This window comes from Georgenia sp. M64 (assembly GCF_038049925.1).
GTDB lineage: Bacteria > Actinomycetota > Actinomycetes > Actinomycetales > Actinomycetaceae > Georgenia.
In genome coordinates, this window is record NZ_CP145809.1 from 2,686,227 (window position 1) to 2,710,053 (window position 23,827).

Here is a 23,827-nt window from a genome sequence, read left to right on the forward strand (position 1 = left end):
CATCCCGTTCGCGCGTGAGAGGAGACGTCCGTGACGATCGTGGACGACCGCGCCGTGGGGACCACCGCGGCGGCGAAGACCGGCGGGGGGTCGGGCCTGGGCCGCTACATCCTCGTGCGGTTCCTGCTCATCATCCCCACCATCTTCATCCTGGTGACGCTCGTGTTCGGGCTCATGCGGGTGGCCGGCGACCCCATCACCGCCTCGGTCGGCGGCCGGCTGAGCGCGGACCAGCTCGCCGAGCGGCTCGCGGCGGCCGGGTACGACCGGCCGATCCTCGTGCAGTACGTGGAGTACCTCGGGCAGGTCTTCACCGGGGACTTCGGCCGCACGATCACGGACAACCGCGAGATCAGCGACATCCTGCTCACCTACGGCGCGGCCACGCTCGAGCTCGTCCTGTTCTCCCTCGTCGTGGCGTTCGTCCTCGGCGTGCCGCTGGGCATGGTCGCCGCCTACGTGCGCGACCGGTGGCCCGACGCGGTGCTGCGGGTCGCGGCGATCCTCGCCTACGCCACCCCCGTGTTCTTCCTGGGGCTCATCCTCAAGCTCGTCTTCTCCGTCTGGCTGGGCTGGTTCCCCCTGGGCGGGCGGGCGAGCACCGACGTCCAGCTCGTCCTCGGGCGCATCTCCGGCTCGACCGGCATCAACATCGTCGACGCCCTGCGCACCGGGCGCTGGGACCTCATCTCCGACGTCCTCGCCCACGCCGTCCTGCCCGCCACGGCGCTGGGCCTGCTCACCGCCGGGGTGTTCCTGCGGCTGGTGCGCACCAACCTCATCGGCACCCTGCAGATGGACTACGTCGACGCCGCCCGCTCCCGCGGCGTGGCCGAGTCGCGGCTGGTGCGCCGGCACGCCTACAAGCCCGCCCTCATCCCCATCATCACGGTCATGGGTCTGCAGATCGCGCTCATGCTCGCCGGCGCCGTCCTCACCGAGACGACGTTCGGGTGGCGCGGCCTGGGCTTCCAGCTCGCCCAGTACCTGGCCTCGCGCGACTTCGTCGCCGTCCAGGGCATCGTGGCGCTGCTCGCCGTCATCGTGGCCGTGACCAACTTCGTCGTCGACGTCGTCGCGGCGCTCGTCGACCCGAGGGTGAGGTACTGATGCGCCCCGACGACCACACCGGCACCGACCTGGGGACCGCAGTCCCCGGCAGCGCGGCCCCCGACGCCGACGAGCTGACCCAGGAGGCGCCGGCCGCGAGCGTCCCGCACGGCACCGCTGCCGAGCCGCGGTGGAAGAAGCTGCCCGTGGTGTGGCAGCTGCGCCGCAGCGTGGGCCTGCAGCGCGGGATGCTCGTCGCGGGCCTCGTCCTCGTGGCCGGGTTCGTCCTCCTCGCCGTCCTCGCCCCCGCGCTCGCCCCGTACGGCTACAACCAGCTCAGCGGCCCCGACGGGAGCTTCCCCCGCCAGGCGCCGCCGTCCCCCGAGCACCTGTGGGGCACCACGGTCGGCGGCTACGACGTCCTCTCGCGGGTGATCTGGGGCTCGCAGACGGCGATCCTCACCGTCGTGATCGCCGTCGTCGCCTCGATCTTCCTCGGCGTGACCCTGGGGCTGGTCTCCGGCTACCTCGGCGGCTGGCTGGACCGGGTGCTCGTGACGATCGCCGACGCGATCTACGCCATGCCCACCCTGCTGCTGGCGATCGTCGTCTCCATCATCATCTCCGGCGGGCAGTCGAGCTTCCTCGGCGGCATCATGGCCGCGGCGCTGTCGATCACGGTGGTGTTCGTCCCCCAGTACTTCCGGGTGGTGCGCGCCGAGACGGTGCGGCTCAAGAGCGAGCCGTTCGTCGAGTCCGCCCGGGTCGTGGGCACCCCCACCACCCGCATCCTCACCCGGCACGTGCTGCGCAACGCCACCCGCTCGCTGCCCCTCATCGTCACGCTCAACTCCTCCGAGGCGATCCTCACCCTCGCAGGCCTGGGCTTCCTCGGCTTCGGCATCAACCCCACCGCCGCCGCCGAGTGGGGCTACGACCTCAACCGGGCGCTGTCCGACGTCGCGTCGGGCATCTGGTGGACCGGCGTGTTCCCCGGCGCCGCCATCGTGCTGCTCAACCTGGGGATCACCCTCGTCGGGGAGTCCCTCAACGACCTGTCCGACCCGCGTCTGCGCATCAGGCGCCGGGCCACGACGCCGACCCCGAAGGCAGCGACCGCATGAGCTCCGTCGTCGACATCCGCGACCTGCACGTCACGTTCGCCACCGACGTCGCCCCCGTCGTCGCCGTCGACGGGGTCAGCCTCACCGTCGAGCCGGGCAAGGTCCTGGCGATCGTCGGCGAGTCCGGCTCGGGCAAGACCGTCACCGCGCGCTCGATCCTCGGCCTGCTGCCGGAGACCGCCCACGTCGACGGCGCCGTCGTCCTGGCCGGCAACGACGTCGTCCAGCTCGACGCCCAGCAGCTGCGGGACGTGCGCGGACGGGACGTCGCCATGATCTTCCAGGAGCCCTCCACCGCGCTCAACCCGGTGTTCACCGTGGGCTGGCAGATCGTCGAGGGCCTGCGCGCCCACGGGAACGTCTCGCGCAAGGAGGCCCGCGCCCGCGCCGTGGAGATCCTCGGCCGGGTCGGCATCCCCGAGCCGGAGAAGCGGGTGGACCACTACCCCCACCAGTTCTCCGGCGGGCAGAAGCAGCGCATCGTCATCGCCATGGCGCTCGTGCTGGGGCCGAAGGTGATCGTCGCGGACGAGCCGACGACGGCCCTCGACGTCACGGTGCAGGCCGAGATCCTCGACCTGCTGCGCCGCGTCCGCGACGAGTTCGGCTCCGCGATCGTCCTCATCACCCACAACATGGGCGTCGTGGCCGACCTCGCCGACCGGGTCGCGGTGATGTACAAGGGCGAGGTCGTCGAGGAGGCGGACGCCCGCGAGCTCTTCTCCGACCCGCGCCACGAATACACCCGCGCCCTCCTCGCCGCGGTGCCCAAGCTGGGCGAGCACACCAAGGCCTGGGCGCCCGGGCCCTCCCCCGCCGCGCGCGGCGGGGCGCACGTCTCCGGTGCCGACGCCGTCACCGCGGCGGCCGTCGACAGCGCCGCCGCCACCCGGGCCGGCGGGGTCGACGCCGTCGTCACCGCCCGGAAGCTCACCATCGACTACCCGGGCCGGCTCGGGCAGGGCGGCTTCCGCGCCGTGGACGAGGTGTCGTTCCAGATCGCTCCGGGCGAGGTGCTCGGGCTGGTGGGCGAGTCCGGGTCCGGGAAGACGACGATCGGCCGGGCCATCGCGGGTCTGACCCGCGCCACCGGCGGGTCGCTGTCGGTGCTGGGGCACGAGATGGTCGGGTTCCGCGAGCGGGCGTTCCGGCCGCTGCGGGCGCGGATCGGGTTCGTCTTCCAGGACCCGGCCACGAGCTTCAACCCGCTGCTGACGATCGACGAGTGCATCGCCGAGCCGCTGGTCGTCCACGGACGCGCGCGCGACCTCGCCGCCGCGCGGCCGCGGGTGCGCGAGCTGCTCGACGCGGTCCACCTGCCCACGTCCTACGGGGCGCGGTACCCCCACGAGCTCTCCGGCGGGCAGCGCCAGCGCGCGTCCCTCGCGCGGGCGCTGGCGCTGGACCCCGAGCTGCTCGTGGCCGACGAGCCGACCTCGGCCCTGGACGTCTCGGTGCAGGCGCGGGTGCTGGAGGTCTTCACCGAGCTCCAGGAGCGGCTGGGCTTCGCGACGCTGTTCATCAGCCACGACCTTGCCGTCGTGGGCATGCTGGCCGACCGCATCGCGGTGCTCTACCGCGGGCGCCTGGTCGAGGAGGGCACCGGCGAGCAGGTCCTCGGCTCCCCCGAGGACCCCTACACCCAGCGCCTGCTCGCCTCCGTGCCCGTCCCGGACCCGGTCGAGCAGGAACGGCGGCGCGAGCTGCTCGCGCGGTTCACGGGCTGAGCCGCCGGGCGGCTCTCAGGCCCGTCCCCCGAGGGCCGCGCCCACGGCCTCCGCCAGCGTGGTGGCGCGGCGGCCGAGCAGCGACTCCAGCCGCGCGGGCTCGCCGTCCAGCGCACCCTCGGCGATGTTGGCGTCCACCGCGACGAGGAAGCCCGCCGTCGCCGCGTCGAGGCCCGCCTCGGCGAGCGCGACCGAGAGCTCCTCCGGCGAGACGGACCGCTCGACCACGGGCGTCCCGGTGGCCTCGCTCACCGCCGCGGCCAGCTCGGCGTAGGTGAAGGCGGGGCCGGCGAGCTCGTGGACGACGTCGCCGCCGTCGTCCTCCATGATGGCGACCGCGGCCGCCTCCGCCAGGTCGGCCCTGGTCGCGGCGGCGACGCGGCCCTCGCCCGCGGCGTGCGTCACGGCGCCGCCGGACGTGTACGCCGCGAGTGCCCCGGTGAAGTTCTCCGTGTACCAGGTGTTGCGCAGCAGCGAGTGCGCGATACCGGAGCGGGCCAGGACCTCCTCGGTCGCCCGGTGCTCCGGGGCGATGACGAGCGGCGTCTCGCCGGCGCGCAGCACGGACGTGTAGGCGATGCGCGAGACCCCCGCCCGCACCGCGGTCTCGACGACGTTGCGGTGCTGCGGCACCCGTCGTCCGACCTCCGAGCCCGAGACGAGGAGCAGCCGGTCGACGCCGGCGAGGGCCTCGTCGAGCGGCGCGTCGTAGTCGCCCTGACGGACCTGGACGCCGCGGGCGGCGAGGTCGGTGGCGCGGGCGGGCGTGCGCACGATCGCGACCACGTCGGCCGGCTCCACGCCCCGGTCGATCAGCCGGTCGATGGCGGTGCGGCCGAACGGACCGGTGGCTCCGGTGACGGCGAAGAGGGTCATGACGCTCCTGGTGGGTGGGCCGGCCCTTCGGACCGGGGGTCAAGCGTGGCGCTGTCGAGAAGAGGTGCCGGCGAGCAGGGTCCTGCCGGAGGGATCTCCCGAGAAGGGATCCGCGTGGTCGGGCGCGGCGCTCGCGCTGCCCCGCCCGGCCCCGGCGTGAGGCGCCGGGGCCGGGCGGTGCGTGCGATCGCTGGGCCGAGGATCAGGCGCCGAGCACCTTGACGCCGGTGCTCCAGGTGTTGCCCAGGGTGCCCTGGAGGGTCATGTGCAGGAAGCCGACCGCCTCGAGCTGCTGCGCGCGGCGCAGCGGGCCCGCGTCGACGCCGCGCAGGCCGGCCGAGTCGGCGAGGGCGATGACCTCGGCCTTGGCGGCGGCGTCGTCGGCGGCGACGAGGACGTCGAGGGGCTGCCCGGCGACCTCGCCGGCCACCAGGGTGCCGGCGAACGTGGTGTTGAAGGCCTTGACGACCTTCGCCTCGGGAGCGACCTTGGCGATCTCCTCGGCGGCGGAGCTGCCGGCGGGCACGACCAGGGAGTCGAAGGTGGCGAAGTCGACCGGGTTCGTGATGTCGACGACGACCTTGCCGGCCAGTGCCTGGCCCAGCCGGCCCGCCACCTCGAGCGCGGCGTCGTAGGGCAGCGCGAGGACGACGACGTCGCCGGCGATCGGGGCGTCCACCGGGCCGGTGGTGACGTCGCCGGAGAGCTCGCCGGCCAGCGCGGCGGCGGCCTCGGTGTCCCGGGCGAGGATCTGCACGGTGTGGCCGGCGGCGAGAGCGCGGGTGGCGATGCCGCGGGTCATGTTGCCGGCGCCGATGATCGTCAGGGTGCTCATGGTGCTCCTCAGGGTCGTGGTCTGGGTGGTCTGGGTGTCGTGCGTGGTCTCGGAGGTGCTGGTCGCGTCGCTGCGCGGCGCGGGGTCTGCGGTACGCGTGCGGCGGAACAGGTCGAACAGGCCCATGGGGTCCTCTCGGGCTGACGTGCCTCGCCCGGTGTTGGCGACGACTGCACACTTGAAGGTACAACTGAGACTCTAGCGCGAGATAGTTGAGCTGTCAACCATCTGCGTTCACTCTGCACTGGCGCCGCCCTTTCCTGCCTCCCTCACCGATTCGCCCACCCCTGCCGCGCTCCCCGCTGCACCCGCCACAGTCGCGCTCCCTCGCTCGATCCGCCGTGTACCGTTGAACGGTCAACGCCCCCGGGTACCCTGGCGGGTATGGACGACGACCCTTCGGTGTGGCTGACCTCGGAGCAGGAGGAGGCCTGGCGGTCCCTCATGGCCGCGATCCTGCTGCTGCCCGGAGCCCTGGACGCCCAGCTCCAGCGCGACGCCGGGCTCACGCACGGCGGCTACGTGGTCCTGTCGGCGCTCTCCGAGGCGCCCGAGCGGCAGATCCGGATGCGGCGGCTCGCGGAGATGGCGAGCATGTCGATGTCGCGGCTGTCCCACCTCGTCGACCGCCTCGAGGCGCGCGGGTGGGTGGAGCGCCGGCCGGTCCCGGGCGACGGACGCAGCACGATGGCCGGGCTCACCGACGCGGGCTGGGAGAAGGTCGTCGAGACCGCACCCGGGCACGTCGACGCCGTGCGGAGCCTCGTCTTCGAGGGGCTGAGCGCGGAGCAGACCCGCCAGCTGAAGTCGATCTTCGACACGATCGTGCCGAAGATCGACCCCGAGAACCGGCTGTCCGCGTGCGGTGCGACCCGGCGGGGCGCCGCGCCGGCCAGCGCCGCGCCGGCCAGCGCCGCGCCGGCCAGCGCCGCGCGGGCGAGCGCCGCGCGGTCGTAGCTCCAGCCGGCGGCGACCGGCGACGCGCCTTGCCGGCGGGGAGGGTGCGCCCACCGACGGAGGGTGCGGGTCTGTGCCCCCGTCGACGGTGCGCCCGTCTGCGACGTGCCGGTCAGTGCCGTCGTCGAGCGTGCGTCGAGTTGGGGGTTGTGGTTGTCGGGATGACCTCCTCGACAACCACAACCCCCAACTCGACGACGACCGGCACGTCGTAGAAGGGTGCGCCGCCGACCGGCAACGGATGCTGACATCGCTGTGGTCGAGCGTCCCTGGGCGACGCCACCCGACCCGCGATGTCACGCTGTGGTGGTCCCCGGTGCGCGAACAGTCGCAACAGCGTGACATCGCCTGGGTGAACAGCGTGACGGGGACGCCGGCCACCCGGTGCGGGGACGCCGGCCACCCGGAGCCGGGCGCACCGGACCTCGCGGCGGAGCGCGCTCGGCCGCAGCCCGGGGCGACCCGCCGCGAGGACCGACGGTCAGTACTGGGAGTAGCTGAACGTCGCCGGGTCCGCGCCGATGCGATCGTCGGAGTCGAGTCCAGCGACGGCCGCCATCTCCTCGTCGCTCAGCTCGAAGCCGAAGAGGTCGATGTTCTCCACCATGCGGCGCGGGTTGACCGACTTCGGGATGACGATCGTGCCCTGCTGGACGTGCCAGCGCAGGACCACCTGCGCGGGCGTCACCCCGTGCGCGGCGGCGACCTCGGTCACCGCGGGCGACTCGAGGTCCCGGCCCTGCCCCAGCGGGGAGTACGCCTCGACGGCGACGCCGGCGCGGCGGGTGGCCTCGAGCGTGGCGGGCTGCTGGAACGTCGGGTGGAGCTCGACCTGGTTGACCGCCGGGACGATGTCACTCTCGGCCACGAGCCGCTCGAGGTGCTCGGGCAGGAAGTTCGACACCCCGATGGCGTGGACCGCTCCCTCGGCGTAGAGCTTCTCCAGCGCCCGCCAGGTCTCGACGTACAGGTCGAGGTCCGGCCGCGGCCAGTGGATGAGGTAGAGGTCGACGACGTCGAGGCCCAGCGCCCGGCGCGAGGCGTCGAAGGCCTTGAGCGTCGAGTCGTGGCCCTGGTCGCCGTTGCGCAGCTTGGTGGTGATGAACAGCTCCTCGCGCGGCAGCGCCGACGCCCGCACGGCAGCCCCCACACCCTCCTCGTTCCGGTACGCGGCCGCGGTGTCGACGTGGCGGTAGCCCAGCTCGAGGGCGTGCTCGACCACCTCCTGCGTCTTGCCGTCGGGGACCTGGAAGACGCCGAGCCCGACCTGCGGGATGAGGACGTCGTTGTTGAGGGTGATGTCGGGAACGGTGTGCAGGGAGGTCATGGGTCAGTTCTATACCGAACGGCTCCGTCCGGCCCGGTGTAACGGCGTCGACACGGCACGCCCAGCGGTGGGATCGTGGGAGCACCGAGTGCAAGGGAGCACGAGATGTTCGAGGACACCAAGGCCTTCAGCAGCTTCTCCGTGGACGACGCCGCCGCGGCGAAGGACTTCTACGAGGGGGTGCTCGGGCTCTCGGTCTCCGAGGGCGCCATGCCGGGCATCCTCTCCCTCCGGCTCCCCGGCGGGGCGGAGGTGATGGCGTACGAGAAGCCCGACCACACTCCCGCCTCCTACACCGTCGTCCACTTCCCCGTCCCCGACCTCCCGGCCACGGTCGCCGACCTCGCCGGCCGCGGGGTCACGTTCGAGCACTACCGAGATACGGCCGTGGAGACCGACGACGACGGCATCTTCCGTGGCGGCGGGCCGCTCATCGCCTGGTTCACGGACCCGGCGGGCAACGTGCTGGCCGTCCTGGAGGAGGAGCGCGACGACTGAGGCCGCGCGGAGCCTGTGGGTTCGCAGGTCAGATGGGGTGGCGCCGCGACACGCCGGGCTGTTGACTGGGTGCAACGCTCCGACGTCGGAAGGCTGACCCATGCGCGCGATCTGGAAGGGTGCCATCACCTTCGGTCTCGTGAACGTGCCCGTGAAGCTGTTCAGCGCCACCGAGAGCCACGACATCTCGCTGCACCAGGTCCACGACGCCGACGGCGGCCGGATCCGCTACCAGCGCCGGTGCGAGAAGTGCGGCGAGGTGGTGCCCTACTCCGACATCGACAAGGCCTACGACGACGGCGACCGCACCGTCGTCCTCACGGACGAGGACCTCGAGTCGCTGCCGGTGGAGCGCTCCCGGGAGATCGACGTCATCGAGTTCGTCCCGAGCGAGCAGATCGACCCGATCATGATGCAGAGCGCCTACTACCTCGCGCCGGACTCGAAGTCCTCGAAGTCCTACGTCCTGCTGCTGCGGACGCTGGAGGAGACCGAGCGGACCGCCGTCGTCACCTTCACGCTGCGCCAGAAGACCCGGCTCGGCGCGCTGCGCGTGCGCGACGGCGTCCTCGTGCTCCAGAGCCTGCTGTGGGAGGACGAGGTCAGGGCGGCGGACTTCGACATCGACGACTCCGTGACGCTGTCGAGCAAGGAGATGGAGATGTCGGCCGCGCTCGTGTCGAGCTTCGAGTCCGACTTCGACCCGGGCTCGTTCACCGACGAGTACCAGGTCCAGCTCCAGCAGCTCATCCAGGCCAAGCTCGAGCAGGGCGAGGCGCTGGACACCGAGGAGACGTTCGGCGCGCCGGCCGAGGAGGAGGGCGGGGAGGTCCTCGACCTCATGGAGGCGCTCCGTCGGTCCGTGGCGGCGTCCCGCGGCAAGCGGACCGGTGGCGAGGAGGCCGCCGAGGAACCCGCCGCCGACGACTCGGCCGCCGGCGAGGAGCAGGAGGAGGCGGCGACCGGCACGGAGGGCCGGCGGTCAACAGGCGGGCGGGCCCCAGCCAAGAGCTCCACGGCCAAGGGCTCCACAACCAAGGCCGCTACCGCCAAGGGCTCCACAACCAAGGCCGCCACCGCCAAGGGTGCCTCCGCCAAGGGTGCCTCCGCGAAGACTCCCGCCAAGAGCTCCACGACCCGGAGTGCGGCGGCCAAGACCAAGTCCACCAGCGCGAAGTCGACCAGCGCGAAGTCCGGCGGCTCCACCGGCAGGACGAGCAAGACCTCGTCCCGGTCCACCGCGTCCACCGAGACCGAGAGCAAGCCCCGGGCCACCCGCGCGAAGACGGAGAAGAAGTCGGCCTGACGGATCGACCGACAGCCGTTGCCGGCCGGCCGACGGGTCGACCGAGGGCGTTGCCGGCTTCAGGCTCGGCCCGGTACCGCCGGCCCGGAGGTAGCGTGGGCCCGTGCGCAAGCCTCTCGCCCTCGCCGCCCTGGGCGCGATCCTGCTCGTCGCCGGTTCGTGGTTCGCGCTGCGCCCGCGCGCCTTCGGCTGGGCCGCGTACACGCCGCTCAGCGATGCCCCCCTGTCGCCCGGGGCGATCGTGCTCGACGGCACCGGCGTCGTGGCGCTCCTGGCGGCGGCGACAGGTCTGGCTCTGGTCGCCGGCGTCCTCGGGTACCTGCTCGCCGTGCGCCGCAGGTGACCGCTGGTCAGCTCGGGGCGGCGGCGCGGATCTTCTCCAGCAGCGGCTCGGCAGCGCGGTCGAGGAAGTCGTCCTGGCCCTCGTCGCCGACCTGGACCACCGCGACGTCGGTGAACCCCGCCTCCCAGTAGGGCTGCACGGCCGCGACGATCTTGTCGAGATCCGGCCCGCACGGGACGGACGCGGCGACGTCCTCCGGCCGCACGGCCGCGGTCGCCGCCTCGAAACCGCGCGTGGTCGGCAGGTCGGCGTTGACTCCCCACCCCAGGCCCGACCAGCGGAACATCTCGTGCGCCCGGGCGACGGCGGAGGCCTCGTCCCGGTCCCAGCAGATCGGGACCTGACCGATGACGCGTGACGGAACGAGCGCGTTCTCCGCCCGTGCGGCCGACCACTGCTCCACGAGCGCTGCCTCGGGCTCGGTGGTGACGAGGTGGTCGGCGAGCGGGGCGAACCGCGAGACCGACTGGGCGCCGGAGACCGCCACGGCGATCTCCACCCCGTCCTCCGGACGGTCCCACAGCCTCGCCGAGTCGACCCGGAAGTGCTGCCCGTCGAAGGTGAGATCCTCGCCGTCGAGGAGGTCGCGGATGATGACGACCGCCTCCTCGAGCATGCCGTGCCGCTCCCCCACCGCCGGCCAGCGCTCCCCCACGACGTGCTCGTTGAGGTTCTCCCCCGAACCGAGGCCGAGGATGAACCGGCCGTCGCTGAGCAGGCCCATCGTCGCTGCCTTCTGTGCGACGACGGCGGGGTGGTACCGCATGGTCGGGCAGGTCACGTAGGTCATGAGCTCGACCCGCTCCGTCACCTGCGCGACGGCCCCCAGGACGCTCCAGGCGTAGGGCGAGTGCCCCATGGCGTCCAGCCACGGGAAGTCGTGGTCCGAGCTGACCTCGAAGTCGAAGCCGCGACGTTCGGCCTGCGCCGCGTAGCGGACGAGGTCCTTCGGACCGCTCTGCTCGGTCATCAGCGTGTACCCGAATCGCATGACCCCACGCTGGCACCGCGTGGCGGCCCCCGCACGCCGGACCGGGAGAAGGCCACTTGCCGGACGGCAGCGCGACGGGCTGGAAGACTGCTGGGCGTGAACGAGCAAGGTGGCCTCATCAGTGTCCTGGCGGTCGTCTCCTACGTCGTCTTCACGCTGCTCTTCATGGGCGTGGTCCGGCGGCTGCTGGGGGTGCGCGTCTCGTTCCTGCGCACGGCCGTCGCCACCCTCGTCGCCATCTGGGTCTCGCGCCCCCTCCTGGACGCTCTCGTGGGCGAGCCCGTGCTGACCGTCCCGTCGGTCGAGCTCGGCCTGTACCTGACGTTGCTCGGGGCGTTCACGTTCGTCGTCGCCATGGTCCTCATCGTGCTGGCCGAGCTCCTCGTGCCCGAGGGCACGCTGCCCGGACCGTTCGACGCCTGGCACAGCTGGCGCGCCCGGATGACCCGCTCGGGCCGGTACGTCGAGATCCTGCGCATCGCGACCCGGCACGGCCTCGGCAGGTTCCTGCGCGGGCGCCGGCACCTCGCGCTGGGCACCGTGGCCGAGCGCCGCGACCTGGCCCGCTCGCTGCGCCGGGCCCTCGAGGACGGCGGCGTCACGTTCGTCAAGCTCGGTCAGCAGCTCTCCACCCGCAACGACCTGCTCCCCCGCGAGCTCATCGACGAGCTCGTCCAGCTCCAGGACAACGCCGCACCGGTCGACTGGGAGGTGGTGCGCGGGACGATCGCCACGGAGACCGGCCGCGACCCGGGCGAGGTCTTCCGTGAGCTCGACCCCACACCTCTCGCCGCGGCCTCGGTCGCCCAGGTCCACGCCGCCGTCCTCCACGACGGGCGCAAGGTGGTGGTCAAGGTCCAGCGCCCCGGCATCGAGCACGACGTGGACCGGGACCTCGACATCGTCGCCCGCCTCGCCACCACCCTGGAGGGCCGCACCGACTGGGGCCACGACATCGGGCTCGTCGACCTCGCCGACGGGTTCTCGGCGGCGCTGCGCGAGGAGCTGGACTTCACCATCGAGCGCGACAACATGCTCGGCGTCGCCGCCGCGCTCGACGGCAGGGACGGGATCGTCGTCCCCACCCCCGTGCGGGGGCTGAGCGGGCCGCGGGTGCTGGTGATGGACCGCCTCCCCGGTCTGCCCGTCGGCGCGGCGCACGAGGTGCTCGCCGCGCTGGGCCCGCAGCGGCGGACAGCCCTGGCCAAGACCCTGCTGGAGACGGTCATGGACCAGCTCCTCGAGAGCGGGATCTTTCACGTCGACCTCCACCCGGGCAACGTCCTCGTGGCCGACGACGGCACGCTGTCCATGCTCGACCTCGGCTCTGTGGGCCGGCTCGGGGCCAAGACCCGCCAGGCGATGGGCCACTTCCTCGCCGCCGTGGGCACCGGTGACTCGATGGCGGCCACCGACGCCCTCCTCGAGCTCGTCGAGCGGCCCGAGGACATCGACGAGCGCAACCTCGAGCAGGCCCTGGGGGTGCTCATCCTGCGCTACAGCGCGGGCGGCTCCGCCGAGGGGGCCGCCGCGTTCACCTCCCTCTTCGCGCTCATCAACTCCTTCCACCTCGGGGTGCCGCCCGAGGTCGCCGCCGTCTTCCGCGCGATGGCCACCCTCGAGGGCACCCTGCGGGCGATCGACCCCTCCTACGACCTCGTCACCGAGGCGAAGGGGATGGGTCGTGAGCGGATGGCGGGGATCACCGGCGCCGCGCGGCTCAAGGAGACCCTCGAGCAGGAGGTCAGCGGCCTGCTGCCGGTGCTGCGCCGCTTCCCCCGGCGGGTGGACCGCATCGCCGACGCCGTCGAGCACGGCCGTCTCACGGCCAACGTGCGGCTCTTCGCCGACCCGCGGGACCGGCAGATCGTCACCCACCTCGTCCACCGCACCCTGCTGACCGTGCTCGGCGCGACCGCGGGGATGATGTCCGTGGTGCTCTTCAGCGTCACCGGCGGGCCGATGGTCACCAGCACGGTGAACCTCTACACGGTGCTGGCGACCGCCCTGTTCGTCGTCGCCGTAATCCTCGTCCTGCGCGTCCTCATCATCATCTTCCGGCGCGAGGAGCCCTGAGCCGGCCCGCGGTGTCGTGACACCGCGGACCGACCCGGCCCATCGCGACGGCGCACGTCCAGGACGGCGGCAGCGGACGGCGTTGGTCCGGACCGGCCGGTCGGGACCGGGCCTGTCAAGAGTGCGAGCGTCAGGACGGGACAGCCACCCGGGCGGCGGCGGGACGCCGGGCTGCCGCGACGCGGGCAGCCGGCGCGGAGGGGACGCGGACCGGTCGCACCGCCGTCGTCGCGGGGGCCAGGAGGCCGCGGCCCCGCAGCTCGGGCAGCAGCCCGTGGACGAGGGCCGCGACGTCGGCCGGGACCGAGCCCGGGACGACGACGACGCCGTCCGCGGACCCGCCCGTCACCCACGCCTCGATCGTGTCGGCGACGTCGCTGACCGTGCCCACCCCGGCCAGCGCCCCGGTCCACGGGGCGCCGCCGGCGATGTCGGCCACCAGGGCCGCCCGCTCGACCGCGGCGCTGCGCTGGGTGGAGACCACGGCGTGGAGGTCGACCAGGACCGGGATGTCCCCGCGCCCGGCGGCCCGGGCGGCGGCGCGCACCGCGAAGCGGAGCTCCCGTGCCCACGCGGCGTCCTGCTCGCGGATGCGCACGACGTCCGCGAAGGACCCGGCCGTCTCGACGTCGCGCTCGTCGCGCACCTCGACGACGACGCGCGTGCCGGTGCCGCGGGCGGGCCGCTCCTCACCGGCGAGGCGGGCCGCGGGGGCGCCGGCCCGGGTCTGGACGCCGGCCCAGGCGGTGCCGACCAGGCCCACCTGGGCGAGCTCGGCGGCGACGGGGCGCAGGTCGGCCCCGGCCGGGACGGCGGCGACGAGCCCGCCCGGTCCGGCGTGCGGGCCGATGCGGCGGGCCGCGACCACGGGGTCGAGCCACGACTCGGGACGCAGGACCCGGTCCGTGCGCAGGCGGAAGCCCTCGCCGAGTGCGACGAAGTCGACGCCGGCCTCGTGGGCGGCGCGGGTGTAGGAGGCGAGCCGGGCCAGGTCGGCCTTGGCGACGGGCAGGTCCGCCCCGAGGTCGTCGTCGGCGGTGACGCCGAGCGCGGTGAGGTCGAGGGCGACCTGGGCGGGGCGGTTCTCGGAACGCGGGAGCAGCAGAGCGGTCATGGGAGCACACATCCAGGTGTCGGCGCGCCGGCGGCGGGCGCGGCGGAAGGAAGGCTGACCGGCCGGTCCCGCGCGTGGCGTGCCAATCGCCCGCGGCGGGGGGCTCGAGATCAGGGGTGACGCGTCGGCAGGTGCCGGGGCGTCGCGGGGTATGTCGTCAGATGGACATACCGGGACGACACATGCACATGCACATCGAGCGGCGCGGCGAGAAGACGTTCTGCCCGGGGCCCTGGTGCGTGTTCATTCGTCCTGAGTTTCCTTCGTGCTCGGCGGTTGTCCCGCGCACTCGCGGGACCAGGTCATCACCCGGGGCACCCCCCGCACGTGGGGGGTTGCCGGCCAGCGAGCCGGGGCTTGACGCTGACGCTCTTGACCTCGACATGACAGTAGGTGGGCGTTGCTTCAGGTGTCAACCATCGGTCCCGGTGCGTGGACCGCACCGGGACGTGGGCTGCCTCACACCCCCGGTTCCGCTGGCTCGCCGAGGGACAGCATGAGCCGGTTGGCCCACCCGAAGAAAGCCGCACCGTGGACGAGATCGGCGATCTCGAGGTCGTCGAGCCCGGCGGCCCGCAGCGCGCCGACCTCCTGCGCGCCGAACGTGGGCGGGGTGCTGCTCAGCGCGACCGCCGCGGCGACCACCGCGTCCCACCGCGGTCCGAGGTCGGCGAAGACGCCCTCGTCGAGCAGTCGCTGGACGTCCTCGGGACGCCGCGAGTGGTGCGCAGCGAAGCGGGCGTGGACCGAGGCGCAGAAGACGCAGCCGTTGAGGCGGCTGGCCGCGGTGGCCGCGAGCTCGCGCTCGGCCCTCGGCAGACCGCCGCGGGTGTTGTAGAAGATGTCGTTGTCGGTGCGGGTGCGCGCCGCGAGGACCTCGGGGTCGCGCACGAGCAGCCGGAAGTAGTCGTTGTCCGCACGGCGCCGGTCGACGAGCCCGTCGAGGTGCCGCTCGGTGAGCTCCTCGCGGGGCAGGGGCTCGAGCCACGGGACCCACCCGAGCTGGTCGCGGGTGAACGCCTCGGGACGACGGAGGTCCGGGTAGGTGAGGACCTGGGCGGGCGCCCGCTCAGCCGGCCCGGGCTCCGGACGGTCGCCGGCGAGACCGTCCGGCGCCTCGCCGGCGACGCCGTCGGGTGCCTCGGCGGTGCCACCATCCGGTACCTCGGCGGCCAGCGCACCGAGGCCGTGGACGACGCGGACCTGGAAGGCGAGGAACGACACCAGCTGGGCGAGCGTGACGATGCCGTCGGTGCTCCAGCCCGCCGCGGCCAGGCGCTCGAGCGCCGCCGGGCTCGCCTCGCGGGGCCGCAGGACGAGCAGGTGCGCGTGCTCGAGCGCCGCGGTGAGCCGGGCCCCGAGCGCCTCGCCGTCCTGGACCCGGTACACCGGGCCCGGCCTGCTCTCCCCGGCCAGCGCCGGCTCACGGTAGGCGCCGTACGGTCCCGTGGTCGCGCCGCTCGCCACCTCGCGTGCGACGACGCGGGCGAGGTGCGGGTCGGCCGCCCCGAGGTGGGCGGCGTAGCGGGCGGCGACGGGACCCGAGCCGTGCAGTGCCGAGACGAACGCGGCCACCACCGAGCGCTCGAGGAGCGAGACGTGGGTGGGGTCGACCGGCTCGAGGAGGGCCTCGTGGCTGCGCTGGGCGTTCGCGCGGGCGGCGGGCCGCGCGCCGCGGATCTCGTCGAGCCGGCTGCCCGGCCGGGTGCCGAGGAGGTGGTCGACGACGTCGGGGACCGCCGGGGGGACGTCGGGGTCGGTGGGGACGGTGGTGGGTGCGGAGGCGGTGGTGGGTGCGGTGCTCATGTCGGGTCCTCTTCTGGTCGGGGAGGTCATGCCACGGGGGCGGGGAGCCCGGCGCGCAGCCCGGTCCGCAGCGCAGGGGCCACCTCGGTGGCGATGAGCTCGATGGAGCGCAGGACGTCCTCGTGGGGCGGGTCGATGGAGTGGACCTGGAACGAGACGTCCGTGGCGCGGGCCAGGGCCGTGTCCTCGGCCAGCTCCGCGAGGACCTGCTCGGGCGTGCCGAGGTGGCTGTCGGTGCGCCGCAGGAGCGCGTCGACGTCGTCCTCGGGCAGGTGGTGGCCCTGGCGCCGCAGGCCTTGGGCGGCGCGTCGCAGGCCTGCCTCGGCGTGGGGCCGGAGGCGGGCCGGGTCCTCGGCGACCACGAGCGTGCGGGAGGCCAGGATCCTCGGCGCCACGCCGTCGGGCAGGGCCGCGAGGTAGGCGTCGATCACGGGGTCCTGCAGCTCGCTGAGGGTGGCGTCCGGCGCGTGGGCCGGGCGCGGCTGGGTGCGCGAGAGCATGAGTCCGTCCCCGCGCTCGCCCGCCCGCGCACCGCCGTCGACGGAGAAGGTCGCCTGCCAGATCCGCCGGCCCAGGTCCGGCGCCGGCGGGTAGAGGTGGTTGCGCTCGTCGGCCAGCGCCCGTCCCTCGAGGGCCTCGAGGAGCGCGGCGAGGTGCCGGGCGAAGATCTCGCGCCGGTCGGCGTGGGCGCGCCCGAAGGCGGGGAAGGACTTCGGCGTGCCGCCGTTGCCCAGACCCAGCTCGAGCCGCCCACCGGACAGGACGTCCAGGACGGCCGCGTCCTCGGCCACGCGCACGGGGTCCTCCAGCGGGAGGGTGATGATGCCCGTGCCGAGCCGGATGCGGTTCGTCAGGGCCGCGACGTGGCTGAGCAGCACCAGCGGGGAGGGCAGGCCGCCCTCGTCGCGGTCGAAGTGGTGCTGGGCCACCCACGCCGAGTCGAGCCCGAGGTGCTCCGCGAGGCGGATCTGCTCGACGGCGTGGGCGTAGCGCTCGGCCGGCGAGGCGTCGTCGAGGATGCGGGTGAAGATGCCGACGGCGGTCATCTGGTCTCTCCGTTCGTGGGGGCCGCCGCGCGGTGCGGGATCGCCTCGACGAGGGCGGCGGTGTAGTCGTGGGCTGGGTGGTCGAGGACGTCGGCCGCGCGGCCGTGCTCGACGACCCGGCCGTCGCGCATCACCGAGACGGTGTCGGCGATCTGTCGGACGACGGCGAGGTCGTGGGAGATGAAGAGGTAGGTCAGGCCCAGGTCCTGCTGGAGCCGGTCGAGGAGGTCGAGGATCTGGGCCTGGACCGTGACGTCGAGCGCGGAGACCGCCTCGTCGAGCACGAGCACCGCGGGCTCCAGGACGAGGGCCCGGGCGATCGCCACGCGCTGCCGCTGCCCGCCCGAGAGCTCCGCCGGCCGACGGGCCGCCAGCGTGGCCGGCAGCGCGACCTGCTCGAGGGCCTCGGCCGCCCGGCGCCGCCGGTCACGTCGGTCGGTGCGGCCGTGGTTGCGCAGGGGCTCGGCGACGATCTCGGTCACGCTCTGGCGCGGGTCGAGGGAGCTGAACGGGTTCTGGTAGACCAGCTGGGTCCCCCGGCGGAACCGGCGCAGGGCCTCCCCCCGCAGCCCGGTGACCTCCGCCCCCTCGACCACCACGGAGCCGGCGGTGGGTCGTCGGAGCCCGACGACGGCGCGGGCGGTGGTGGTCTTGCCCGAGCCGGACTCCCCCACGAGCGCGTGGGTGGTGCCGCGGACCACCGAGAAGGAGACGTCGTCGACGGCACGGAACCGCGGTCCGCGTCCGTGCCCGAACTCCTGGACGAGGCCGCGGACCTCGATCGCGCGGTCGGTCTCGCGCGCCGTCTCGACGAGCCGGGCGGTGGCCCGGGGTGCCGGCTCGGTGAGGGAGGGCGCGTCGGCGAGGAGCGTGCGCGTGTAGGGGTGGGCCGGGGCGGCGAGGAGCGCCTCGGTCGCGCCCTCCTCGACGATCCGGCCGTCCTTCATCACGAGGATGCGGTCGGCCCGCTCGGCGGCGACGGCGAGGTCGTGCGTGACGAGCAGGACGGCCGAGCCGAGCTCGGCGCGCAGGTCGTCGAGCAGGTCGAGGATCCGGCGCTGGACGGTGACGTCGAGGGCGCTGGTGGGCTCGTCGGCGATGACCAGGTCGGGCCCGAGCGCGATCGCGCCGGCGATGAGGACCCGCTGCTTCATCCCGCCGGACAGCTCGTGCGGGTACTGGCGGGCCCGCCGCTCCGGCTCGGGGATGCCCACCCGGGCGAGGAGCTCGACGACCCGCGCCCGCACCGCCGCCCGGGGGCCGGCCCGGTGGATGCGCAGGACCTCGGCGAGGTTGTCGCCGATGGTGCGGACCGGGTTGAGGGAGTTGTGCGGGTCCTGCGGCACCAGGCCGATCCGTGCCCCGCGCACGGCGCGCAGCTGCCGGGGCGTCCAGCCGGAGACGTCGGCGCCGCCGACGGCGATGCTGCCCGCGTCCACGTGGGCGCCGGCGCCCAGCAGACCGATGACGGCCTGCGCCGTCGTCGTCTTGCCCGACCCCGACTCCCCCACGACGGCGACGACCTCGCCGGGCCGGACGTCGAAGGAGACGCCGCGCACGGCCGCGGTCGAGGTGCGGCCCGAGCGGTAGGTGACGGCGAGGTCGCGGACGGCGAGGACGGGCACGTCGCGGGGGGTCCCGGGGGCCGCGACGTCCCCCGGTGCGGTTCCCGCGCTCGTCACTGCGGCTCCTGGACCGGCGGCCGCGGCGGAGGCCCGGTGAAGGGTGGGGGCGGTGGTCATGACGGCCTCCTCAGGGCGGCGCTGATGCGGTTGGCGGACAGGACCACGGCGACCAGGACGAGCCCCGGCAGGGTGGTGAGCCACCAGGCTGTGGCGATGTAGCTGCGCCCCTCGGCGATGAGCAGGCCCCACTCGGGGGTGGGCGGGGGTGCGCCGTAGCCGAGGAACCCCAGGGTGGAGACGGCGATGATCGCGGTGCCGAACTGCAGGGCGGCGAGGGAGACGACCGCGCCGACCGAGTTCGGCAGGACGTGGCGCCACAGCACCGGGAAGAACCGCCCGCCGGAGCCGAAGGCGGCCTCGACGTAGTCGCTGCGCCGCACCCGGACCACCTCCGAGCGCGCCAGCCGGGCGAAGGCGGCCACCGAGCTGATCCCGACGGCGATCGCCGCGTTGGTCGTGCCGAAGCCGAGCAGGATGATGATGCTGAGCATGAGCAGCAGCGCGGGGATCGCCAGCAGCACGTCGACGACGCGCATGAGGACGTCGTCGACGAGCCGGCCCGCGGAACCGGCCAGCACGCCCAGGGCGGTCCCGGCGGCGAGGCCGACGGTGACGGCGAGCAGGGCGCCGGCGAGGGAGTGCACCGAGCCGTGGACGACCCGGGCGAGGAGGTCCCGGCCCAGGGCGTCCGTCCCGAAGGGGTGCGCCGGGCCCGGGGCCTGGAGCTTCTCCGCGGGCACGCCGGCGAGCGGGTCGTGGCCGGTGAACAGCCCCGGCGCGACGGCCCACCCCAGGACGACGGCGACGACGGCCACCGCGAGGACCAGGCTCGGCGAGGTGCCGCGCAGGGCGCGGAGCGGGGTGCGCCGGGCGGCGAGCCCCTCGACGCCGCGCGGGTCGTGGCCGGGCGGGGTGGCGACGCCACTCGGATCGCCGGTCGAGGTCGCGACGCCACGCGGGTCGTGCCCGGGCGAGCTCGCGGGGGGCGGGGTGGGGGTCGTGGTGCTCATGCGGCCAGCCCGATCTTCGTGGCGGTGCGGGGGTCGAGGACGGGGTAGAGCAGGTCCACGACCAGGTTGACGACGACGAACGCGGTGGCGGCCAGGAGGACGACGCCCTGCAGGACCGGGATGTCCTGCTGGGCGACCGCCTGCTCCGTGAGCCGGCCGATCCCGGCGCGGCCGAAGACGGTCTCGGTCACCACCGCGCCGCCGATGAGCTCGCCGAGCAGCACCCCGGCGACGGTGAGCGCCGGGGCGACGGCGTTGCGGGCCACGGTCCGGGTGAGCAGCCACACCGGACCGGCGCCCTTCGCCGCGGTCACGGCGACGAAGGGCTGGAGGCTCACCTCGTCGATGCTGCGCACGAGCACCTGGGCGAGCGGGGCCGCCAGGGGCACGGCGAGCGCGAGGACCGGCAGGACGAGCCCCTGGACGGGGCTCGCCCCGATGACCGGGACCAGGCCCAGCCGGAAGGAGAAGACCTGGACCAGGACGATCGCCAGCCAGAACACCGGCACCGCCGCGAACAGCGACGGAGCCGAGCGCAGGAGCCCGCGGAGCCACGCGAACGGGGCGAGCACGCTCAGGGCCGCGATCGCCGTCGCGAGGACCACCGCGAGGGCCAGTGCGGACGCCGCGAGGGCGGCCGTGCCGGGCAGGGCCTCGGCGACGAGCGTGGCCACCGGCGTGCCGTACTGCACGGAGTAGCCCAGGTCCCCGGTGAGGAACCCGCCGAGGGCGTCGAGGTACTGCCGCACCAGCGGCACGTCGGCGCCGTAGGCCTCGCGGATGGCCGCGATCTCGGTCGAGGACAGGCCGAGCTCGGGGTTCTCGAACTTGATGAGCAGGGCGTCCCCTGGCAGCGCCTGGAGCAGCACGAAGCTGAGGGTGAAGGCGGCCAGGAGGACGACGAGCGCCTGGCCGACCCGGTTGAGGACGTACCGCACGGCTACTCGCTGAGCCAGGTGTCGTAGAACGCCGGCCGACCGACCGACTCGAACCCGGCGCCCTGGACGCGCGGGGCGACGCCGTAGACCTGCGGCTCCTCGAAGAGCGGGATGTAGTACGCCTGCTCGGTGAGGTAGTCCTGGACCTCGCCGGAGCGCTCGGCCCGGGCCGCGGCGTCGGGCTCGGAGGCGACGGCCTCGAGGAGCTCGTCGAGGGTGGGGTCGTCGGAGATGAGCACGTCGCGGTTGGCGGTGTGGAACTGGCTCTTGATGACGTCGAAGTCCGCCCGTCCGACCATGGAGTGGTAGAGCGGGGTCTTGAGCGGGTCGCGCGAGTTCGCGGTGATCGTCGCGGAGTCGGCGGTCTTGACGTTGAGCTCGACGCCGATCTCCGCCAGCTGCTGGGAGACAAGCTCGAGGTTGGGCTTGGACAGCGGCTGGGCGTTGGAGGCGTAGACGTCGAGCGAGAGCCGCTCGCCGTCCTTCTCCCGGATGCCGTCGGCGCCGGGGACCCAGCCCGCGTCGTCGAGGAGGCTCTGCGACAGCTCGGGGTCGTGGGCGAGGGCGTCGCCCTGGTCCCTGTAGCCGAGCGCGGTGGCCGCCAGGTGCGAGGTGGCCACCGGGTAGTTGGCCGTGTAGACGGTGTCGACGACCTCCTGGGCGTCCACGCCGTGCAGCAGCGCCTGGCGGACGCGGACGTCGCTGAGGATCGGGTGCGTGGGCCGCAGCGCCAGGCCGTTGTTGACCCCGCGGGTCTGGGGCGCGTGCAGGGCGAAGCCGGCGGACTCCACCTGGGCCTCGTCGTGCGCCTGGACGTACCGGACGTAGTCGGCCTGACCGGAGGTCAGCGAACCGATGCGAACGCTGTCCTCGGGGGTGACGACGATCGTGATGGCGTCGAGGTAGGCGCGGCCCTGGTGCTCCAGGGCGGGCGGGGCCCAGTCGTAGTCCTCACGGGCCTCGAGCCGGATCTGCGAGCCCACCTCCTCCGAGGCGATGACGAACGGGCCCGAGCCGACGACGTCGGTCGAGCTGCCGGCCCCGAGCTCCTCGAGGCTGCGGTCCAGCGTGTCGGCCGAGAGGAGCCCGGAGTTGATCGTGGAGGTGGCCTGGAGGAAGCCGGGGGCGGGGGCGTCGAAGTGGAACCGGACGGTGTCCGCGTCGACCACCTCGCTGCCGGCGTAGTTGTTGATCGCCTCCGAGACGGTCAGGCCGAGCTCGCTGTCGCCGAGGCCGTAGGTGTCGAAGTTCTTCGCCACGACCTCGGCGTCCAAGGCCGTGCCGTCGGAGAAGGTGACGCCCTCGCGCAGGTCGAAGGTGTACTCCGTGGCGTCGGCGTTGACCTCCCAGTCCGTGGCGACCCACGGGTGGATCTCCAGGGTCTCGGGGTCCTGGTAGGTGAGCCGGTCGGTGATGTTGTTGACGAGCCCGCCGTTGGGGTAGAAGCCGGCCTGGGGCGGGTAGAGGTTGGTGTGCGGCTGGTACTCGAGGTAGACGAGCTCACCGCCGGTCACGGGCTCCCCGGAGGGGGCGGCGCCTGTGGTGGCCGGCGCCGACGACTGGGCGGATGAGCACGCGGCGAGCAGGGAGGCCGCGACGAGGGCGCCGAGGGCCGGGGCGGCCCTGCGCAGGGTGCGGGAGGGGCGGTTCATGTCGATCCTTCACGGGTGGGTCGGCGCCGTGGCGGTGCCGAGGAGTCAGGGTGGTGCGGGACTACAGGCGACGGCCGTGCACCGGAGCCGTTCACCAGGGCCGTTCGCCTGGGTCTTCACCCGGGTTCTTCACCCGGGCCGCGGGGCCCGGGGGCCGTGCGGGACGTCGGGGCAGGTCATGGCGCACGGCCTCGCTGGACGGGCGTCGGCGCGACGACCGGTGACGCGGTCGGACGATGCGTCGAGGCCGAGGCACCGGAACGGTGGGGATCCAGCGGACCGGTGGGTGTCACCCAACCGGTTGGTATCTACCGGAGCAGCAAGTACCCGCCGGAACACGCAGGGGCTGCCGGAGCACTGGCGGCCACCGGAACGGCACGAGACCGTCCTCAGATGCCCGGGCTGCGACCGGTGGCGCCGAGCTGAGCCGCCTTCGCGAAACTGGTGGGAAGGTCCTGGCCGGGGTCCGACGGGAGGTCGGTCAGCCGGCGCAGGACCTGCGCATACAGGCCCGCACGGTCATGGGACGACAGCGGCGGGTGCCCGTCACGGGCGCGCCACCGAGGAAGCTGCGGGCCGGACCCGTGCTCTCCGTCATCGTTCCTCCGTCTTGCGGGCGGGGCCGGCTCCGGCGTCTCCGGGGCCCTCGTGGGAGGAAGACTGCCCGGCTCACCCCACCCCCGCCCCTGTCCGTCTTGTCCGTCTCGCCAAGCGAGACGCCAGCGTCCGTGGAGCGTCGCCGTCTCCGTCCGCGAGACGACCGGGTCCGTCCACGCGCCGGCGGCCCGCGCCCGTCGTAAGGTCCACGAGACCTGTCACCGGACCGAGGAGTGCCGCATGAGTGCCGAGGACGTGGTCGCGCTCCCCTGCGCGGCCGAGGACCCGGCCCGCCACGGCGCGGAGATCGGCCCCGAGGAGTTCAAGCGGATCTTCCGCCACCACCCCGGCGGCGTCGCGGTGATCACCCTCGCCGGCCCGCACGGGCCGGTGGGCTTCACCGCCACCTCTGTCATCTCGGTGTCCGCCGCGCCCGCGATGCTCGCCTTCTCCCTGGCCTCGACCTCCTCCGCGCGTACCGCGGTCGAGGCGGCGCGCGGGGTCGCCGTCAACTTCCTCGCGGCCGACCAGGAGGATCTCGCCGCACGGTTCGCCCGCCGCGGCGTGGACCGGTTCGCCGGCCTGGACTGGCTCCCGCTGCCCACCGGTGAGCCCGTGCTGCCCGGGGTCCGTGCCTGGGTCCGGGGCACGGTCGAGCAGCGCGTCCCCGTCGGCGACAGCCTGCTCGTCACGCTGCGGGCGGTCCGCGCCGACGACCGGGCCGCCGCTCCGCTCGTCTACGAGAACCGCACGTACCACCGCCTCGGCGGCCACACCACGACCTGACCCTCCACCTGCGCGGGTCCCTCTCGTCCGTCCCCGCGAGTGTCGTTGCCCGCGCATCCGGATCGTCCGGCTGGGCGGGTCCG

General features: G+C 74.0%; 20 protein-coding genes and 1 riboswitch. Of the genes, 9 read left to right on the plus strand and 11 right to left on the minus strand.

The window, feature by feature from the left end; translation table 11 throughout:
• Positions 1 to 36 precede the first annotated feature (36 nt).
• The 3 genes from AAEM63_RS12095 to AAEM63_RS12105 are packed head-to-tail and all read left to right on the plus strand — an operon-like array spanning position 37 to position 3,901.
• Positions 37 to 1,110 (plus strand): ABC transporter permease, encoded by a 1,074-nt coding sequence (locus AAEM63_RS12095; RefSeq protein ID WP_341361360.1) that lies wholly within the window; start codon positions 37 to 39, stop codon positions 1,108 to 1,110.
• Positions 1,110 to 2,174 carry an ABC transporter permease gene (locus AAEM63_RS12100; protein ID WP_341358525.1) on the plus strand — a complete coding sequence of 355 codons (1,065 nt, stop codon included), beginning with the start codon at positions 1,110 to 1,112 and terminating at the stop codon, positions 2,172 to 2,174. The genes AAEM63_RS12095 and AAEM63_RS12100 overlap by 1 nt, the downstream gene beginning before the upstream one ends.
• Positions 2,171 to 3,901, plus strand: a complete 1,731-nt coding sequence (locus AAEM63_RS12105) for an ABC transporter ATP-binding protein (RefSeq protein WP_341358526.1) — start codon at positions 2,171 to 2,173, stop codon at positions 3,899 to 3,901. The genes AAEM63_RS12100 and AAEM63_RS12105 overlap by 4 nt, the downstream gene beginning before the upstream one ends.
• Before the next feature lie 15 nt (positions 3,902 to 3,916).
• Here the strand turns inward: AAEM63_RS12105 and AAEM63_RS12110 are convergent, their stop codons facing one another.
• Positions 3,917 to 4,777, minus strand: coding sequence for an NAD(P)H-binding protein (locus AAEM63_RS12110; RefSeq protein WP_341358527.1), 861 nt, complete (start codon positions 4,775 to 4,777; stop codon positions 3,917 to 3,919).
• Between the two features lie 202 nt (positions 4,778 to 4,979).
• The gene (locus AAEM63_RS12115; protein ID WP_341358528.1) at positions 4,980 to 5,738 is read right to left on the minus strand and encodes an NAD(P)-binding domain-containing protein; all 759 of its coding nucleotides are present in this window, start codon (positions 5,736 to 5,738) and stop codon (positions 4,980 to 4,982) included.
• A gap of 258 nt (positions 5,739 to 5,996) precedes the next feature.
• Between AAEM63_RS12115 and AAEM63_RS12120 the strand changes: the two genes are divergently transcribed.
• A complete protein-coding gene (locus AAEM63_RS12120) occupies positions 5,997 to 6,569 on the plus strand; it encodes a MarR family winged helix-turn-helix transcriptional regulator (RefSeq protein ID WP_341358529.1) in 573 nt (190 codons plus the stop codon).
• A 481-nt stretch (positions 6,570 to 7,050) separates the two neighbouring features.
• On the opposite strand, the gene AAEM63_RS12125 is transcribed toward AAEM63_RS12120, so the two are convergent.
• Positions 7,051 to 7,896: an aldo/keto reductase gene (locus AAEM63_RS12125; RefSeq protein WP_341358530.1), complete on the minus strand. Its 846-nt coding sequence runs from the start codon at positions 7,894 to 7,896 to the stop codon at positions 7,051 to 7,053.
• 105 nt (positions 7,897 to 8,001) lie between these two features.
• Here AAEM63_RS12125 and AAEM63_RS12130 point away from each other — a divergent pair, with 105 nt between their 5' ends.
• The 3 genes from AAEM63_RS12130 (at position 8,002) to AAEM63_RS12140 (ending at position 10,043) form a co-directional block, all read left to right on the plus strand.
• Positions 8,002 to 8,394 carry a VOC family protein gene (locus tag AAEM63_RS12130; RefSeq protein WP_341358531.1) on the plus strand — a complete coding sequence of 131 codons (393 nt, stop codon included), beginning with the start codon at positions 8,002 to 8,004 and terminating at the stop codon, positions 8,392 to 8,394.
• Positions 8,395 to 8,494: 100 nt separating this feature from the next.
• Positions 8,495 to 9,700 carry a Ku protein gene (locus tag AAEM63_RS12135; protein ID WP_341358532.1) on the plus strand — a complete coding sequence of 402 codons (1,206 nt, stop codon included), beginning with the start codon at positions 8,495 to 8,497 and terminating at the stop codon, positions 9,698 to 9,700.
• Between the two features lie 103 nt (positions 9,701 to 9,803).
• Entirely contained in the window at positions 9,804 to 10,043 is a 240-nt protein-coding gene (locus tag AAEM63_RS12140) for a hypothetical protein (RefSeq protein WP_341358533.1), read from the plus strand.
• A gap of 7 nt (positions 10,044 to 10,050) precedes the next feature.
• On the opposite strand, the gene AAEM63_RS12145 is transcribed toward AAEM63_RS12140, so the two are convergent.
• Entirely contained in the window at positions 10,051 to 11,034 is a 984-nt protein-coding gene (locus tag AAEM63_RS12145; protein WP_341358534.1) for a TIGR03557 family F420-dependent LLM class oxidoreductase, read from the minus strand.
• 96 nt (positions 11,035 to 11,130) lie between these two features.
• Here AAEM63_RS12145 and AAEM63_RS12150 point away from each other — a divergent pair, with 96 nt between their 5' ends.
• On the plus strand, positions 11,131 to 13,110 hold the full coding sequence (locus AAEM63_RS12150; protein WP_341358535.1) for an AarF/UbiB family protein: 1,980 nt from the start codon (positions 11,131 to 11,133) through the stop codon (positions 13,108 to 13,110).
• A 130-nt stretch (positions 13,111 to 13,240) separates the two neighbouring features.
• On the opposite strand, the gene AAEM63_RS12155 is transcribed toward AAEM63_RS12150, so the two are convergent.
• The 7 genes from AAEM63_RS12155 to AAEM63_RS12185 all read right to left on the minus strand — a co-directional run bounded on the left by AAEM63_RS12155 (position 13,241) and on the right by AAEM63_RS12185 (position 22,361).
• A complete protein-coding gene (locus AAEM63_RS12155; protein WP_341358536.1) occupies positions 13,241 to 14,224 on the minus strand; it encodes a hypothetical protein in 984 nt (327 codons plus the stop codon).
• 267 nt (positions 14,225 to 14,491) lie between these two features.
• Positions 14,492 to 14,602, minus strand: a riboswitch (SAM riboswitch).
• A gap of 81 nt (positions 14,603 to 14,683) precedes the next feature.
• Positions 14,684 to 16,030: an alkylhydroperoxidase domain protein gene (locus tag AAEM63_RS12160; RefSeq protein ID WP_341358537.1), complete on the minus strand. Its 1,347-nt coding sequence runs from the start codon at positions 16,028 to 16,030 to the stop codon at positions 14,684 to 14,686.
• 26 nt (positions 16,031 to 16,056) lie between these two features.
• Entirely contained in the window at positions 16,057 to 17,076 is a 1,020-nt protein-coding gene (locus AAEM63_RS12165) for a putative FMN-dependent luciferase-like monooxygenase (RefSeq protein ID WP_341358538.1), read from the minus strand.
• The gene (locus tag AAEM63_RS12170; RefSeq protein ID WP_341358539.1) at positions 17,073 to 18,818 is read right to left on the minus strand and encodes an ABC transporter ATP-binding protein; all 1,746 of its coding nucleotides are present in this window, start codon (positions 18,816 to 18,818) and stop codon (positions 17,073 to 17,075) included. Before AAEM63_RS12170 ends, AAEM63_RS12165 begins: the two co-directional genes overlap by 4 nt.
• Positions 18,815 to 19,771 (minus strand): ABC transporter permease, encoded by a 957-nt coding sequence (locus tag AAEM63_RS12175; protein WP_341358540.1) that lies wholly within the window; start codon positions 19,769 to 19,771, stop codon positions 18,815 to 18,817. The genes AAEM63_RS12170 and AAEM63_RS12175 overlap by 4 nt, the downstream gene beginning before the upstream one ends.
• The gene (locus tag AAEM63_RS12180) at positions 19,768 to 20,709 is read right to left on the minus strand and encodes an ABC transporter permease (protein WP_341358541.1); all 942 of its coding nucleotides are present in this window, start codon (positions 20,707 to 20,709) and stop codon (positions 19,768 to 19,770) included. The genes AAEM63_RS12175 and AAEM63_RS12180 overlap by 4 nt, the downstream gene beginning before the upstream one ends.
• A gap of 2 nt (positions 20,710 to 20,711) precedes the next feature.
• Positions 20,712 to 22,361 (minus strand): TIGR04028 family ABC transporter substrate-binding protein, encoded by a 1,650-nt coding sequence (locus AAEM63_RS12185; RefSeq protein ID WP_341358542.1) that lies wholly within the window; start codon positions 22,359 to 22,361, stop codon positions 20,712 to 20,714.
• Between the two features lie 837 nt (positions 22,362 to 23,198).
• Between AAEM63_RS12185 and AAEM63_RS12190 the strand changes: the two genes are divergently transcribed.
• The gene (locus AAEM63_RS12190; protein ID WP_341358543.1) at positions 23,199 to 23,744 is read left to right on the plus strand and encodes a flavin reductase family protein; all 546 of its coding nucleotides are present in this window, start codon (positions 23,199 to 23,201) and stop codon (positions 23,742 to 23,744) included.
• Positions 23,745 to 23,827 lie beyond the last annotated feature (83 nt).